The organism is Kitasatospora sp. NPDC053057, from assembly GCF_044546945.1.
In the GTDB taxonomy this organism is placed as follows: domain Bacteria; phylum Actinomycetota; class Actinomycetes; order Streptomycetales; family Streptomycetaceae; genus Kitasatospora.
In genome coordinates, this window is sequence record NZ_JBITZP010000027.1 from 53,830 (window position 1) to 69,687 (window position 15,858).

Consider the following 15,858-nt stretch of genomic DNA (forward strand, 5'->3'; position numbering starts at 1 on the left):
CGCGTGGCGGGACACCTCGCTCACCCCGGAGGCCAGGGCCGACGCCCTGATCGCCGCGATGACCCTGCGGGAGAAGACCGCCCAACTGGTCGGCGTCTGGGTCGGCGCCGACGCCGACGGCGAGGAAGTCGCCCCCCACCAGCACGAGATGGAGCCGCCACCCGACCTCGACACCCTCCTGCCCTACGGGCTCGGCCAGCTGACCCGGCCGTTCGGCACCGTTCCGGTCGACCCGGCGATCGGTGCGCTCTCGCTGCTGCGCACCCAGCAGCGGATCGCCGCCGCCAACCGCTTCGGCATCCCGGCCCTGGCCCACGAGGAGTGCCTGGCCGGCTTCGCCGCCTGGGGAGCCACGGCGTACCCCGTACCGCTGTCCTGGGGCGCCGCCTTCAACCCGGAGCTGGTCCGGACGATGGCCGCCGCCATCGGCCGCGACCTGCGGGCCGTCGGCGTGCACCAGGGCCTCGCGCCGGTGCTCGACGTGGTCCGCGACGCCCGCTGGGGCCGGGTCGAGGAGACGATCGGCGAGGACCCGTACCTGGTCGGCACCGTCGCCACCGCCTACGTCCAGGGCCTGGAGTCGGCCGGGATCGTCGCCACCCTCAAGCACTTCGCCGGGTACTCCGCCTCCCGCACCGGGCGCAACCTCGCCCCCGTCTCGATGGGCCCGCGCGAGCGCGCCGACGTCATCCTGCCGCCCTTCGAGATGGCCGTCCGCGAAGGCCGCCCCCGCTCGGTCATGCACGCCTACACCGACACCGACGGCCTCCCCTCCGCCGCCGACCAGGACCTGCTCACCGGACTGCTCCGGGACACCTGGGGCTTCACCGGAACGGTCGTCGCCGACTACTTCGGCATCGCCTTCCTCAAGACGCTGCACGGCGTGGCCGACGACTGGTCCGACGCCGCCGCCCTGGCGCTGGAGAGCGGGGTCGACGTCGAGCTGCCGACCGTCAACACCTTCGGACCGCCCCTGTTCGACGCGGTCGTGGCGGGAGGCGTCCCGGAGCGGCTGATCGACCGGGCGCTGCGCCGCGTCCTCGTCCAGAAGGCCGAACTCGGGCTGCTGGACGCCGACTGGACCCCCGTACCGGGCGCCCTCGCCGACATGGACCTGAGCGAGCCGCGGGCGCTGCGCGGCCTGATCGACCTGGACCGGCCCGCCAACCGCGCGCTCGCCGCCGAACTCGCCGAGCAGGCTGTGGTGCTGTTGCGCAACGACGGCCTGCTGCCGCTGCGCGAGCCCACCCGGATCGCGCTGATCGGCCCGAACGCCGACGAACCCACCGCGGTCCTCGGCTGCTACTCCTTCCCCGTGCACGTCGGCAGCCAGCACCCCGATACCCCGCTCGGCATCGAACTCCCCACCCTGCGCGAGGCGCTGGCGGCCGAGTTCCCCGGCAGCGAGCTGCGCACGGTGCGCGGCGTGACGGTCGACGGCGAGGACACCGCAGGCATCGTCGAAGCCGTGCGCGCCGCCGAGCGGGCCGACGTGGTGGTGCTCGCCCTCGGCGACCGGGCGGGGCTGTTCGGGCGCGGCACCAGCGGCGAGGGCTGCGACGCCGCCTCGCTCGAACTGCCCGGCAGACAGCGGCAGTTGCTGGAGGCGGTACTGGACACCGGGACGCCCGTGGTGGTCACCCTGCTGGCCGGGCGCCCCTACACGCTCGGCCGCGCCGTCACCGAGGCCGCCGGTATCGTCCAGTGCTTCTTCCCCGGCGAGGCCGGTACGGAGGCGCTCGCGGGCGTGCTCAGCGGGCGGGTCAACCCGTCCGGGCGGCTGCCCGTCTCCGTCCCCGCCCACCCCGGGGTCCAGCCCTCGACCTACCTGGCCGCGCGGCTGGCCCAGGCGGGTGAGGTCTCCAGCACCGATCCGACACCCGCCTTCGGCTTCGGACACGGGCTCGGCTACAGCGCGTTCACGTGGTCCGGCCTGGAGGTGGAGGTGGCCGAGACCGGCACCGAGGGCACGTTCCGGCTCGCCTTCGAACTGCGCAACACCAGCGCGCGGGCGGGCGTCGAGGTGGTGCAGCTCTACCTCCACGACCCGGTGGCCAGCGTCGTCCAGCCGGTGCAGCGGCTGATCGGCTACCGCCGGATCCCGCTGGACGCCGGAGCGGGCTGCCGGGTGGAGCTGACCCTCCCTGCCGACCTGGCCTCCTTCACCGGCCGTGACGGCCGGCGGATCGTCGAACCCGGCGCACTGGAACTGCGGATCTCCGCCTCCAGCACCGAGCCCCGCCTCACCGTGCCGCTGCGCCTCACCGGCCCGGTCCGCCCGCTCGGCCACACCCGCCGACTGCACCCGACCGTCACCGTCCACGACCTCCCACCGGCCGAGACCCCGTAACGGAGGAAGCTCCGCGAACCCGACCGGCTCTTCCCCGGCCTCGTCGGCCGCCGCAGGGGACGGCGGATGCTTCGGGGCCGGTCCCGCAACGGCGGCGGAGACCGGCCCCGAAGCCCTGTTCAGCCGCGGCTGCCGTCCAGCCCCATGAAGTGGACGGCGTAGGCGGCCATCGGCGTGCCCTGGATCGGCAGTTGGTGCCCGGCGCCGGCGATGCTGTACGTCTCGACCTGGGTGATGCCGGAGCGGTCGGCGTACCGGGCCCGGTTCCAGTTGGTGACAGGGGTGTCACTCGACGACGGGGTCTGGCGCACTCCGAGGACGTTCGTCCACTGCTTGGTCTCTTCGCCGAGATCGCGGTGGTTCAGGATGGGGTCGGCGGTGCCGTGCCACAACTGCACGCGGGGGCGCGGCCCGGTGTAGCCGGGATCGGCACGGCGCACCAGGTCGCCCCACTGCTGGGCGGTCATGGAGATCTGGCCCCCGGCGCAGGGACCGTTCCAGCCGCGCACGGTGCCCGTGTGGAAGCAGTGGTAGGGCACGCCCATGAACGCGGAGCCCGCCTTGAACACGTCCGGGTAGTCCGCGAGCATGACGTTCGTCATCATCCCTCCCGACGACTCGCCGGTGACGTACACGGCGTCGGGGTTCCCGCCGTAGTGCTGCTCGGCGTACGTGATCATCGACATCAGCCCGACCGGGTCACTGCCGCCGTTGCGCGTCAGCGCCTGGTCGGACGAGACGTCCCAGCAACTGCCGCCGGGGCTGGTCGAGGGGTAGACGACGACGAACCCGTACCGGTCGGCCAGCGCTCCGAAGTCGGTGCTGGAGTACAGGTAGGGCCCGGAGCCCTGGCAGCCGTGCAGTGCCAGCAGGATCGGCGGGTGCGCCTTGACGCTGTTCGGCACGTACACGTACATCTGCAGGTTGGTCGGGTTGTTGCCGAAGCCGGTGATCCGGGTCAACGAGGCGGCGCCGGCCTGGGGAGCGACGGACACGCTCACCCCGAACGCGGCGCCGATCGCCAGCAGTACGGCGAGCAGGCGGGACTTCAGGTACCGGGAACGCAGCATGGAACCTCTTCTCCACGGGCTGTCGACGCTGCATCAGTGACCGCTGCCCGTCAAGGAGTGGCCAAGGCCCCTTCGCGGCATCCCGGCGATACGGCCGGTGGGTTCGGTCCCGCCGGTGAAAGTTTCACGGTGACGGCGGCGCGGACGGCCTTCTTCCCCGCGACGGACGGCGCGGAGGGTCAGGTGCACCAGAAGAGGAACGGCTTGCAGGCCGGCGTTGCCGTTGCCGTGGGGGCGCCCGGGCTGGGCGAGTGCCGGGTGGGCGGCGTCGTGGTGGGCGTCGTGGGCTGGGGAGGGGTTGGTTCGGTCGGGGCGGCGTGTGACGGGGTGGCGGTCGTCCTGGACGCGCTGGGCCGGGTGCTGGTGACCGACGGCTGCGCCAGGGGGCTCGCTGCGCTCGGCGCGGCCGTCGCCGTCGTGGGAACGCTCACCGGCCCCCGGGTGGACGGCGTGGCCGTCGACGTGGACGCCGTCGTACTCCCCGACGGGAGCGGGGACGTCGCGCCATCGTCCTGGCCGAAGGCCACCACCGCGGTGGCCAGTCCGCCCGCCGCCACACCGAGCGCGGCCAGGGCGAGCCGGGCGCCGCGCCGCCGGGTCGTTCGCCGCCGGGCCCTCCGGGGTGCGGGAGCCGCGGTGGGCGGGTCCGCGACCTGGCGTTCGGGCTCCTGCTGGGGGAGCGCTTCTTTCGGCCTCCCACAGCCGGGGCAGGAGAGTGCGCCGTTGAGATGCCGTTGGCAGAGCGTGCAGTAACTCATTCGATCTTCCGTAGGTGCCCGCATGCCGCGACGGGTGATCTGCGGAGCCTACGCAGATCTGCCCCGCGTGCGACACCGGCCCGGCGCGAGGCTTCTGCGGAGATCACGTGTGGTTCGCGTGAGCACGACCTGGCGGGGCGCCCGCACCCGGGTGCTGCGGGCGAAGTGGCGCACGCCGTCCGTCCGAGTGGGTGAAACACCCGGGTCGGTCCGCCGTGCACCATCGGCGCGAACGGCATCCGGACGACGGCCTGCGCCGAATCCTGCGCTGCCGGTTCTTCGGCCGCTTTGAGTCGATACATGGGATGGATCCAGCCCCGGGTATCCCGGATGCGAGGAAGCCGATCAGTGAACAGCCAGGCTGGATAGGCCGGTTGGCGCGGGAGGGAGGTCGCCCTCTCTTCCAGGACATGGGACCACCTGCTACGTTGGCGCCGTGTCCCTGACTGACAAGGCAATCGCCCGAATCCGCCAGATGATCCGGGAGGGCGAGCTGCCCCCCGGGGCGAAGCTGCCCCCCGAGCAGCAGCTCGCGGCCGAGCTCGGCCTGTCCCGGAACCTGATGCGCGAGGCGGTCAAGGCGCTGGTCGTCGCCCGGGTCCTGGAGATCCGGCGCGGCGACGGGACGTATGTGACGAGCCTCGCCCCCGGTCTGCTGCTGGAAGGGCTCGGCGGAGCGGTCGAACTGCTGCAGGGGGACACCGTCCTGGAGCTCACCGAGGTGCGCCGGTTGTTCGAGCCGGCCGCCACCGCGCTGGCCGCCACCCGCAGTACCGACGAGGACCTCGCCGAGATCGAACGGCACCTGTCGGCCATGCGGGACGCGCAGGACGACGTCGAGCTGCTGACCTGCCACGACGCCGCCTTCCACCGGGCGGTCGTCCACGCCACCGGCAACGAGACCCTGGCCACGCTGCTGGAGCACGTCTCCGGACGCACCCTGCGGGCCCGGGTCTGGCGCGGACTCACCGACGCCGACGCGGCCAGGAGGACCATCGCCGAGCACGAGGCGATCTACCGGGCTCTGGTCGCCCGCGATCCCAACCTCGCCCAGGCCGCGGCCCTGATGCACGTCAACACCACCGAATGCTGGCTTCGCGAGCACCTGGCCGAGGGGGAGCAGACCCCCGGCGCGCCCCGGCGACAGCCGGACCACTCCCGTTCCTGACTCGCCGTCACCCCTCCGTAGCCATCGACGACCATCGACCGAGGAGCGATCGCCCATGAGAGTCGACGCGCACCACCACGTGTGGGAGTTGGGCCGGCGCCCGCAGGCCTGGCTGGACGGACCGGAGTCGGCAGCGATCCGGCGCGACTTCGGGACGGCCGACCTCGCCCCCCACGCCCGCGCGGCGGGCATCGACCGCACCGTGCTGGTGCAGGTCCTGCCGGACCTGGCGGAGACCCGGGAGTTCCTCGCCCTGGCCGCGGCCGAGCCGCTGATCGCCGGCGTGGTCGGCTGGGTGGACCTCACCGCGCCCGAAGCCGCCGACACCCTGGCCGAACTGCGGCAGGGGCCGGGCGGCGAACGGCTGGTGGGCGTGCGGCACCTCGTCCAGGGCGAAGCCGAACCGGCCTGGCTCGCCCGACCCGAGGTGCGGCGCGGACTGCGCGCGGTCGGCGCGGCCGGCCTCCGCTACGACCTGCTCGTCCTGCCCCACCAACTCCCCGCCGCCATCGATACCGTGCGCGCCCTGCCGGACCAGACGTTCGTCCTCGACCACCTCGCCAAGCCGCCGATCGCGCGCGGCGAACTCGAGCCCTGGGCCGGCCGACTGCGCGAGCTGGCCGGCGAGCCCAACGTCTTCTGCAAACTCTCCGGCCTGGTGACCGAAGCCCGCCGGGACGCCTGGTGCGTCGCCGATCTGCGCCCGTACGCCGACGCCGCCCTGGACGCCTTCGGGCCCGGGCGCATGATGTTCGGCTCCGACTGGCCGGTCTGTCTGCTGGCCGCCTCCTACGAGGAAGTAGTCGGTACCGCTGGTGAGTTGACGGAGAAACTGGATCCGCACGAGCGCGCTCAGGTCTTCGGCGGCACGGCGGCCCGGGCCTACGGGTTGGCTGAACCGGCCCCGTCCGGCCTCGGGGAGGAGCTGATATGAAGGTCCGCCTCGCCTACGGGGAGACCGGGCTCGACCCCGACATCGACCCGTCCGTCGAGGACGGCTTCGTCTCCGGCCGGGCTCAACCATGAACGGCGTGCCGCGGCCGAGGAGTTCTGACGTGCGGACACCCCCGTCCGGGCGGCGATCGCCACGGGAACGCCAGTACCGCCCCCTGACCGCCTTCTTCCGGCCCGTACTGACCCGCGACGGGCAGCGCACCGCCCACGACCGGATGGACACCGTGCTGACGCACACCCAGCAGCCCGCTGCGGAAACACTCTGGTACCGCCGCCCCGCCGACGGCTTCCTGGAGGCACTGCCGCTCGGCAACGGCCGCCTCGGCGCCATGACGTACGGGGGCGTGCACACCGAGCGGTTCGAGCTCAACGCGGACACCCTGTGGTCCGGCGGGCCGGGCCCCCGGGACCGGGCGGGTGCCGCCGACCACCTGCCCGCCCTGCGGGAGGCGGTGCTGCGCCACCGCGACCACGCCGGCGCCCAGGCGATCGCCGCCGCCCACTTCGCCGGCCCCGACACGGACGCGTACCAGCCGCTGGCCACCCTCCTGCTCACCTTCCCGTCCTGCGGCGAGGACGACGCCGCCGCCTACCGCCGCTCCCTGGACCTCGACGAGGCCGTGCACACGGTGTCGTTCACGGCGGGAGGGGTGCGGTACCGGCGGGAGAGCTTCGTCTCCGCCCCCGCGGGCGTGCTGGCCGTCCGCCTCAGCGCGGACACGCCCGGTGCCCTCTCCTTCCGCGCGAGCTTCACGACGCCCCACCCGGCTGCGGCCCGGACCACCGAACCCGGTAGCGCCACCCTGTCGGTCCACGGACGTGCCCCGGTGCGCGTCGCTTCCTGGCGCGGAGGGTCGACGGTGCACCGCGAGGACGAGGGTACGGGGTTCGCGGCCGCCGTCAGCGTGCGGACGGTAAGCGGGAGCATCGGCGCCCTCGACGGCGGGATCGAGGTCACCGGAGCCGACGAGGCGGTGCTGCTGGTCGCAGTCGGCACCGGGTACCGCGACTGGCGTCGTCGGCCGGACGGCCCCGAGACGGCGCTCGCCGAGGCCCACCGGTGGCTGGACGAGGCCGGGGGACGGCGATTCGACCAGCTGCGCGCCGCCCACACGGCCGACCACCAGCGGCTCTTCAGGGCAGCCGGACTCCGGCTCCACGACCGGGCGGCCCGGGCGGCAGCGGAGCGCCCGACCGACGAGCGCCTCACCGCCGCGAACGCGGGCGACGCGGACCCCGGGCTCGCGGCCCTGCTCTTCGCCTATGGCCGCTACCTGCTGATCGCCTCCTCGCGGCCCGGCACCCAGCCCGCCAACCTCCAGGGCATCTGGAACAACGACGTCACCCCGCCGTGGAACTCCGACTGGACGTCGAACATCAACCTCCAGATGAACTACTGGCCGGCCGAGACCACCGGCCTGGGCGAGTGCCACGCGCCGCTGTTCGATCTCGTCGCCGACCTCGCCGAAGCCGGGCGCTCCACCGCGCGGACGTACTACGACGCCCCGGGCTGGTGCTGCCACCACAACGTCGACCTCTGGCGCGCCACCAACCCCGTACAGGGGGAACCGGTCTGGGCCCACTGGCCCATGGCCGGCCCGTGGCTGGCCGCCCACCTGTGGGACCACCACCTGTTCCACGGCGACCGCGCCTTCCTCGCCGACCGCGCCTACCCCGTGATGCGCGAGGCGGCCCGCTTCCTCACCCACCTGCTGGTCGAGGACGCCGACGGCACGCTGGTGACCTGCCCGTCCACCTCGCCCGAGCACCACTTCCGCCTCCCCGACGGCACCCTGGCGGCCGTCGACGCCGGTTGCGCCCTGGACTACTGGCTCACCGCCGAACTGCTCGACAACACCGTCACGGCCGCCCGCGAGCTGGGCGTCGACCACGGCCTGGCGCAGGAACTGGCCGGCGTCCATGCCCGGCTGCGGCCCCCGGCCCTCGCCGCCGACGGGCGCCTGCTGGAATGGCGGGACGACCCCCCCGAGGAGGACCCGGGCCACCGCCACCTCTCCCACCTCTACGGCCTCTACCCGGGCAGCGCCGTCGACCCGCTCGGCGACGACACCCTGCTGGACCCGGCCCGCCGCGCCCTGCACCGCCGCCTGCAACACGGCGGGGGCGGCACCGGCTGGAGCCTCGCCTGGGTCGCCGCGCTCGCCGCCCGCCTGGGCGACGGCGCTCTCGCCGGGCACGCCGTCGAGCGCCTGCTCGCCACCTCGATCGCCCCCAACCTCCTCGACCTGCACCCGCCCCGGCTCTTCCAGATCGACGGCAACCTCGGCATCACCGCCGCCATCGCCGAGTCGCTGCTGCAGAGCCACAACGGCATCCTGCGGCTGCTGCCCGCACTGCCGCCGTCCTGGCCGGACGGCGACGTCCGCGGCCTGCGTGCTCGGGGCGGGCTCACGGTCGGCCTGAGCTGGCGCCGGGGCATGCTGACCGGAGCGGAACTGCGCGCCGCCCGGGACACCACGGTCGACCTGTACCTGCCCGAGCGCGGGGGCCTTCCCGTCGTGACCGATGAGGAGGGCAACCTGGCCGCGGGGGTTGAGGTGGCCGCGGTTGCGGGCGACGCGCGGCGTCTGCGGCTGCGTCTGGCGGCAGGCAGCCGCCACCGGCTCAGCTATCCGGGGCCGGACGTCGGCCACTGACCTGCCGGTACGTCACGGGTGATGGTGCGGCGGGGGCGGAAGGGTGTCGGTGCCGGGGGCGGGCTCCGGCCAGACCAGCAGCACGGGGCAGGGGGCGTGGTCGACGACGAAGCGGGTGGCGGGGCCGAGGCTGTGCGGCCCGAGACGGGTACGGTCGCCGTCGCGGGCGAGGACGAGCAGATCGGCCCCGTCCGCCGCGGTCAGGACCTCGTGCTCGGTACGGCCGGTGCGCTCCAGGCGGGCGCAGGGCCGGCCGAGGCGCTCGGCGGCGTCGTCGAGGAGGTGCCGGGCCGAGGCCGCCGCGAGGGCCTCCACCCGGTTGCCGGGGTCCCGCTCGCGGCGGCCGCGGCCGAGTAGGCCGGCGAACGCTCCGTGCGCGACGCCGGACACCTCCTGGCCGCTGACGTGGAGCAGGAGGATCTCCGCGTCCTGTGGCGCGTGGGCGCGGGCGGCGTCGACGCAGGCGGGCCAGGTGCCCTCGGTGATCCAGACGACGACCGTCACGGCGGTCAGCCTCCTCACGCTCCGATGACTTGCAGGGACCCCCACAGTGCCACCACGGCCAGCGTCAGGGCAGCGGGCACGACGAGCAGTCCGAGCCGGGTGAACTCGCCCAGCCCGATGTCGGTGTCGTGCTCGCGGACGATGCGCCGCCACAGCAGGGTGGCCAGGGAACCGGCGTAGGTCAGGTTGGGGCCGATGTTCACCCCCAGCAGCACGGCCAGGACGGCGCCGGAACCGGACGGGACGGCCAGCGGGAGCAGGACGAGGGTCGCGGGCAGGTTGTTGATGACGTTCGCCAGCACGGCCGCCAGCGCCGCGGTGCCGAGCAGGGCGGGCAGCGAGGTGCCGTGGGGGAGCAGGTGCCCGAGCCCCGAGGCCAGCCCGTTGTCGACCACCGCCCGCACCACCACGCCGAGGGCGAGGACGAAGGCCAGGAACGGCACGGCGGCCGAGCGGACGATCGCCGCCGGGGTGGTGCGCCGCTGGGCCAGGGCCCGGCCCGCCAGTACCAGCGCGCCCGCCAGCGCCGCCCAGGCCGGGTCCACCCCGAGCGCGGAGGTCAGCACGAAGCCGCCGAGCGTGCCGGCCACCGTGACCAGGGCGAACAGCGGCAGCTCCGGCGCCGCCGACGCGGCCGGGGCCGGCGCGCCCGCGTGCAGGTCGGCGGCGAAGAACCGGCGCAGCACCAGGTACTCGACTGCGATGGCCGCCAGCCACGGCAGCACCATCAGCGCGGCGAACCGGGTGAAACTCAGCCCGCTGGCGGCGAAGGCCAGCAGATTGGTGAGGTTGGAGACCGGCAGCAGCAGCGAGGCGGTGTTCGACAGGTGGGTGCAGGCGTACAGGTGCGGCTTGGGCCGGGCGCCGAGCCGGGCCGCCGTGGCGAACACCACCGGCGTCAGCAGCACCACGGTGGCGTCCAGACTGAGCACGGCCGTGATCACCGACGCGACCACGAACACCTGCGCCAGCAGCCGCTGCGGACTACCGGCGGAGGCGCGCGCCATCCAGGCCCCGCAGGCCTGGAACAGCCCCTCGTCGTCGCACAGTTTGGCCAGCACCAGCACGGCCGCCAGGAACCCGACCACCGGCCCCAGCCGTCCGGTCTCGGCCAGCGCGTGGTCGAGCGGGATCGCACCGGTGCCGACCACCAGTCCCGCGGCGGGGACGGCGACCACCGCCTCCGGCCAGCCCCACGGCCGCACCACCGCACAGACCAGCACCAGAACCAGCAGCCCCACGGACAGGGCCTCGGCGAACGACGTACTCAGGGTCTTGCTCCTCGCAGGCGGCGGTGACGGTGCCCCCATCGAACCAGAGCCTTCCGGAACGCGGCACATCAGTTCAGCCCGACCATCAGTTGGGGCATGGCCAGGCGGCCCACGCGGCCGGCACGAAGGCGGTGCGGGGTACCGGCGCGGTGGGCGAGGGTCTGGGGTCTACTCCTGCGAGGCGGGTGGCTGCGCCTGCGCTTCGATCACCAGCCCGTGGCCGGGGTGGTTGGCCAGGTGCGGGGCGGCCAGGCCGACGTGGGCCAGGTACCGGCCGGTCACGGTGAGCGGGGTCGTCCGCCGTGCCCAGGCCGGCCACATGTGCTCGGGGGACGAGAGTTCGGGGCGCACGCGCAAGGCGTAGCGGGTCGCGGGCTCCAGGCCCGGGAGACGTACGGGCGCGCCGTTCTCGGCGACTGAGGTCTCCAGCTGGACGTAGGCGAAGGCGGCGTGGGTCCGGTCCCGGGAGACGACGCCGTGGACCCACGCGGCCGGGTCGGGGTGGTCGGTGCGGACGACGTCGCCGCCGTGGAGCAGCGGCCGCAGCTGCTTGTAGGCGCCGACCCACGCGGTGAGCGCGCTGAGGTCGTCCTGCGACCAGCGCGAGATGTCGGACTCGATGCCGGCATGGCCGAACAGGGCGGTGGCGCAGCGGAAGGCGAGTGTGGTGTCGCGGTGGCTGATGTGGGCGGGGGCGGAGCCGACGTGGGAGCCGATCAGCTCGTAGGGCAGGAGCAGGCCGGTCCAGCGCTGGATGGCCTGGCGTTCGATCGGGTCGATGTTGTCCGACCCCCAGATCCGGTCGGTGCGCTCCAGGATGCCGAGGTCGGCGCGGGCCCCGCCGGAGGAGCAGGACTCGATCTCCAGCCCGGGGTGGCGGCCGCGCAGTTCGTCCAGGAGCCGGTAGACCGCCGTCGTCTGCGCGTGCACGCCGGGTCGGCCGTCGTGGACGGCATCGGCGAGGTCGCGGTTGTGGTCCCACTTGAGGTAGTCGATGCCCACCTCGCTGATCAGGGTGCTGATCCGCTCCAACAGGTAGGCGTAGGCGCCGGGGTGCGCGACGTCCAGGACATGCTGGTTGCGCTGCTCGTACGGGAGGCGCTCGGGATCGGCGAGGAACCAGCCGGGGTGGGCGCGGGCCAGGTCGGAGTCGGGGTTGACCATCTCGGGCTCGAACCAGAGACCGAACTGCATGCCGAGCCCGTGGACGTGCTCGGCGAGCGGGCGGAGTCCGTCGGGCCACACCTTCTCGTCGACGTACCAGTCGCCGAGGCCGGCCCGGTCGTGGCGGCGGTGCCGGAACCAGCCGTCGTCCACGACGAACCGCTCCACGCCGACCGTCGCCGCGGTGTGCGCGAGGGAGCGCAACCGCTCGGGGTCGTGGTCGAAGTAGACCGCCTCCCAGATGTTCAAGGTGACCGGCCGGGCGGTGGCCGGGTGCCGGGGCCGGGCTCGGAGCATGTCGTGGAATCCGCGGCTGATCCCGTCCAGACCCGTGTCGGAGGTCGCGAAGTACACCCACGGGGTCTGGTAGGACTCGCCCTGCGCCAGCCGGATCTCACCCGCGTCCAGGAGTTCGCCGCCACCGAGGACCGTCGTCCCGTCGGCCAGCCGCTCCGCGTACTGGACGTGGTTGCCGCTCCAGGCGGAGTGCACGCCCCAGACCTGGCCGTGACGGAAGCCGAAGCCCTCGGTGCCGGCGAGCAGCAGCCCGGCATCGAAGCCGGTGCGGCCACGGCGGCTCTCCCTCGACCACACGCCCTGCCGCAGCGGGGCGCGCTGCGGGGAGCGCTCACGGGCCCAGCGGCCGGCGAAGTCCAGCAGCTCCGCGGCGTGCGCGGGTACCGGCAGCACGCACGCCAGCGCGTCCAGTGTGTAGGCGTCCGCGGCCGTGTTGGTCAGGGCATGGCGTAGCCGCACCACACCGTGCGCCGTCATCTGCAATTCGGTGTCCAGCGCGAGCCCCGCGCCACGGTCCAGGGCCCGTACGTGGACGGAGCCGCCCCTGCCGTCCTGGGCGCGCACACTGACCGGTTCGGCGAGCTCGAAACGCGGGGGGCGGACCCGGCCGTCGCGGTGCCCGGCCAGGGCCGGCCGTCCGAACCAGCCCTGCCCCTGGGAGGGCATCAGGCTCCCGGCCTGGTGGCGCGGTGCCCGGCCCATGGCGTCGAGCACCTGCGCGGCGTCGCCGGCACGGTAGCCGGGATCGACGCCCCAATGCAGCACCCGGGGAATGTCGGCTCCGGTGATGTCGAGCGCGAGGGCCGCGTCACCGGCCGACAGCACGACGAGGTTCGACTCAGTCATTCCGTCCTCGTTCAGGGGGTGGGTCCTGGTCAAGTGCCCGGCGGGCGCCGAGCCGCGCCCCGGGCAGTACGGCAGCCGGGGGACACGGGGGTTGATGCGGTCACCGTAGCGGTCAACGAGCCGTGCCGTGCCTTGCTCGCACAGGGTTGTCCACCTTTTGGCCAGTGTTATGTGAACGCTAACAAGTTGCCCCTGTCTGACGCATTGGCCAATGCCGGTTCCCCGTGTGGGCAAGTCGACTCCAGGCCTGGCCGACAGAGTGCACTCGTAGAGATAGCACGTCCGCCCTTGCGCTGAACATCCCATGGATAGGACGACCGGAACATTTGGCATGCGTGTTCCTGTCGAGCGTCCAGGGGTCGTCGCCGCCGCGACTGCGGATCTCACGCTCAGTACGACGACGGCGCTCGCGGCTCCGTCGTCGTACTGACGCCGAGTTGGGGATCTACTTCCACCGGGGTGCGTTCCTGATGGCCCGTGACAGCGGCGACGAGCGCCTCACCGCTCGGCTGCCCGCGCTGCTGGAGCGCGTCCTCGTCACCTACGACCCCGCCCAGCCCTTCGGTTTCCGTCATGACCGCCCGTCCGGCGTCGACGTGCCGCGCCCCGCGCCGCACCGAGCCGGCTTCCTCTGGAGTTCTCCCACGTCCGGCACAGGACCCGGGCGGTCCCGGTCGGGTCGGTCGGCCGCGTTGCTCCACCTTCTTCCGCAGGCTCCACTCACGGACCTCCTTGGTCGCCTGGTCGAGGGTCCGCAGCACACGGTTGGCCGGGGGCGTACGCAAGCCGACTGCTCGTCAGTAGCGCCAGCGGACGGCGTCGATGACCTCCGCATCGGTGTGCATCGCGAACAGCTCCGCCTCCGCCCGCCGGACGGCCAGCACGGTCTCATACAGCTCGGGGCCGAGTGCCTGCCGCAGGACGGCGGACTTCTCGTACGCGTCGATCGCCTCCGGCAGGCTCGCCGGGAGGCGTTCGGCGTCGCCGAGGCCGGCGGGGTCGTTCGGGGTCTCGGGCGGGAGGGGCAGGCCGGCGTCCAGGCCCGCGAGTCCGGCGGCCAGCACGCCGCCGATCGCCAGGTAGGGGTTGGCGGCGGCGTCGAAGCACTTGAGCTCGGCGTTGGCCTGCCCGGCGGCGGAGCCGGTGATCAGGCGCAGCGCCGCCTCACGGTTCTCCAGGCCCCAGCAGCGGTAGGCCCCGGCGAAGTGGGAGGGGACCAGCCGCAGGTAGGAGGCGACGCTGGGCGCGCCGAGGGCGAGCAGGGCGGGCAGTTCGGCCAGTACGCCGGCGAGGAACTGCTCGGCCTCTGGGTGCAGCCCGTGGCGGCCGGGGCCGCCGTGCCCGAGGTTCCGGCCCTGTCGCCAGAGGCTGAGGTGCAGGTGTCCGCCGTTGCCGACCGAGCCCTCGGTGAAGAGGGGCGTGTACGAGACCCGCAGGCCGTGCCGGGCGGAGACGGCCCGGATGGTGTGACGCACCAGCATCGTGGTGTCGGCCGCCTCGACCGGCCCCTCGGCGGCGACCGAGACCTCGAACTGCCCGGCGGCGTACTCGGGATGGACCTGGAGCACGGCCAGCCCCTGGTCCGTGAGGGCGCGCAGCACCGCCCGCAGGTAGTCGGAGTGCTCGATGAAGCGGGCCATCCCGTACCCGGGCCCGACCGTCGCGGGGTCCCCGGCGGCATCGGCCACCACCCACTCGACCTCGATCCCGGCTCGCACCGAAAGCCCGCGCTGCTCCAGGGCCTTGGTGGCCTGGCGGGCGAAGTGACGCTGGCAGCCCGGGTGCGGGGTGCCGTCCTGGGTGTAGCGGTCGGCCGGGGCCCAGGCCCAGCCGGGCTGGGCGGCGAGCGGGGTGAGCCGGTCGCCGCCCCCCGACCGCACAGGTCGCCGTGCACGCATCCACCGCGCCCCGCCCCGAGCCGCACGACCACGCCGTCCTGCGCGCCGCGCTCGCCGCCGCCACCGAGGACACCGTCATCTACGACCTGGACGGCATCGGCCGCCAGTACGCCGCCCTGTGTGTCGAACTGCCAGACGTCGCCGTCCGGTTCGCGATGAAGGCCTGCCCGGTCGACGAGGTGCTCGACCACCTCGCCCGGCTCGGCTCCGGCTTCGACGCGGCCAGCCCACAGGAGATCGCCCAGGCGCTGCGCACCGGCGTCGCCCCCGAACTGATCCACTACGGCAACACCATCAAGTCCGACCGCAACATCGCCGAGGCCTACCGCCTCGTCGTGCGCGACTTCGCCACCGACAGCCTGGAGGACGTCGCCGCTATCGCCGAACACGCCCCCGGCTCCCGGGTGTTCTGCCGCATCGCGACCACCGGCGAGGGCGCCCTGTGGGGCCTGAGCCACAAATTCGGCTGCTCGCCCGAGGACGCCCTGCGGGTGCTCGGCGCCGCCCGCGCCGCCAGGCTGGTGCCCTCCGGCCTGTCCGTCCACGTCGGCTCCCAGCAGATGACCACCGAGGCCTGGGTCGCGGCGATCGACTCGCTGGCCGCCGTCCTGGAGGCGCTCAACCGGTGTGGCATCGTGCCGGACCGGATCAACCTCGGCGGCGGACTGCCCGCCCCTAGGGTGCTCGACCGGCACGGCCGCCCGCTCGAACCACCGCTGGACAAGATGTTCACGGTGCTCCGCGAGGGCATGGAACGGCTGCGCGCCGTCAACGCCGCCCCGCTGGACTTCCTGCTCGAACCCGGGCGCCACCTGGTCGCCGACCACGGCGCGATCCGCGCCCACGTCGCCCGGCTCACCTCCCGTCACCGTCTCGACGGAGCCTTGCGTTGTGCCGGGCGGATAGGGGAAGGACACTGGC

The 15,858-nt window shown here is 73.8% G+C and carries 11 protein-coding genes and 1 pseudogene; 6 read left to right on the forward strand and 6 right to left on the reverse strand.

Going from position 1 to position 15,858, the window contains the following annotated elements; genetic code table 11:
* Nucleotides 1-58 precede the first annotated feature (58 nt).
* Entirely contained in the window at nt 59-2,350 is a 2,292-nt protein-coding gene (locus ACIG5E_RS26040) for a glycoside hydrolase family 3 N-terminal domain-containing protein (RefSeq protein ID WP_396537252.1), read from the forward strand.
* Nucleotides 2,351-2,469: 119 nt separating this feature from the next.
* On the opposite strand, the gene ACIG5E_RS26045 is transcribed toward ACIG5E_RS26040, so the two are convergent.
* A complete protein-coding gene (locus ACIG5E_RS26045; protein WP_396537214.1) occupies nt 2,470-3,420 on the reverse strand; it encodes an alpha/beta hydrolase family esterase in 951 nt (316 codons plus the stop codon).
* 183 nt (nt 3,421-3,603) lie between these two features.
* Here ACIG5E_RS26045 and ACIG5E_RS26050 point away from each other — a divergent pair, with 183 nt between their 5' ends.
* From ACIG5E_RS26050 to ACIG5E_RS26065, 4 genes are all read left to right on the forward strand, one after another.
* Nucleotides 3,604-4,173: a hypothetical protein gene (locus ACIG5E_RS26050; RefSeq protein WP_396537216.1), complete on the forward strand. Its 570-nt coding sequence runs from the start codon at nt 3,604-3,606 to the stop codon at nt 4,171-4,173.
* 441 nt (nt 4,174-4,614) lie between these two features.
* Complete coding sequence (locus tag ACIG5E_RS26055) at nt 4,615-5,346, forward strand: FadR/GntR family transcriptional regulator (protein ID WP_396537218.1); 732 nt, start codon at nt 4,615-4,617, stop codon at nt 5,344-5,346.
* Between the two features lie 55 nt (nt 5,347-5,401).
* Nucleotides 5,402-6,280 carry an amidohydrolase family protein gene (locus ACIG5E_RS26060; RefSeq protein ID WP_396537220.1) on the forward strand — a complete coding sequence of 293 codons (879 nt, stop codon included), beginning with the start codon at nt 5,402-5,404 and terminating at the stop codon, nt 6,278-6,280.
* Between the two features lie 121 nt (nt 6,281-6,401).
* Entirely contained in the window at nt 6,402-8,957 is a 2,556-nt protein-coding gene (locus ACIG5E_RS26065) for a glycosyl hydrolase family 95 catalytic domain-containing protein (protein WP_396537222.1), read from the forward strand.
* A 12-nt stretch (nt 8,958-8,969) separates the two neighbouring features.
* Here ACIG5E_RS26065 and ACIG5E_RS26070 read toward each other — a convergent pair whose 3' ends face one another.
* From ACIG5E_RS26070 to ACIG5E_RS26090, 5 genes are all read right to left on the reverse strand, one after another.
* The gene (locus tag ACIG5E_RS26070) at nt 8,970-9,461 is read right to left on the reverse strand and encodes a universal stress protein (protein ID WP_396537224.1); all 492 of its coding nucleotides are present in this window, start codon (nt 9,459-9,461) and stop codon (nt 8,970-8,972) included.
* A 14-nt stretch (nt 9,462-9,475) separates the two neighbouring features.
* The gene (locus ACIG5E_RS26075) at nt 9,476-10,732 is read right to left on the reverse strand and encodes an SLC13 family permease (RefSeq protein ID WP_396537254.1); all 1,257 of its coding nucleotides are present in this window, start codon (nt 10,730-10,732) and stop codon (nt 9,476-9,478) included.
* 168 nt (nt 10,733-10,900) lie between these two features.
* Entirely contained in the window at nt 10,901-13,039 is a 2,139-nt protein-coding gene (locus ACIG5E_RS26080) for an alpha-galactosidase (RefSeq protein WP_396537226.1), read from the reverse strand.
* 389 nt (nt 13,040-13,428) lie between these two features.
* A complete protein-coding gene (locus ACIG5E_RS26085) occupies nt 13,429-13,614 on the reverse strand; it encodes a hypothetical protein (protein WP_396537228.1) in 186 nt (61 codons plus the stop codon).
* A gap of 222 nt (nt 13,615-13,836) precedes the next feature.
* Complete coding sequence (locus ACIG5E_RS26090; RefSeq protein ID WP_396537230.1) at nt 13,837-14,937, reverse strand: glutamine synthetase; 1,101 nt, start codon at nt 14,935-14,937, stop codon at nt 13,837-13,839.
* On the opposite strand from ACIG5E_RS26090, the pseudogene ACIG5E_RS26095 reads away from it, so the two are divergent.
* Nucleotides 14,928-15,824, forward strand: a pseudogene (locus ACIG5E_RS26095) (type III PLP-dependent enzyme); the annotation flags it as partial. The gene ACIG5E_RS26090 and the pseudogene ACIG5E_RS26095 overlap by 10 nt on opposite strands.
* Nucleotides 15,825-15,858 lie beyond the last annotated feature (34 nt).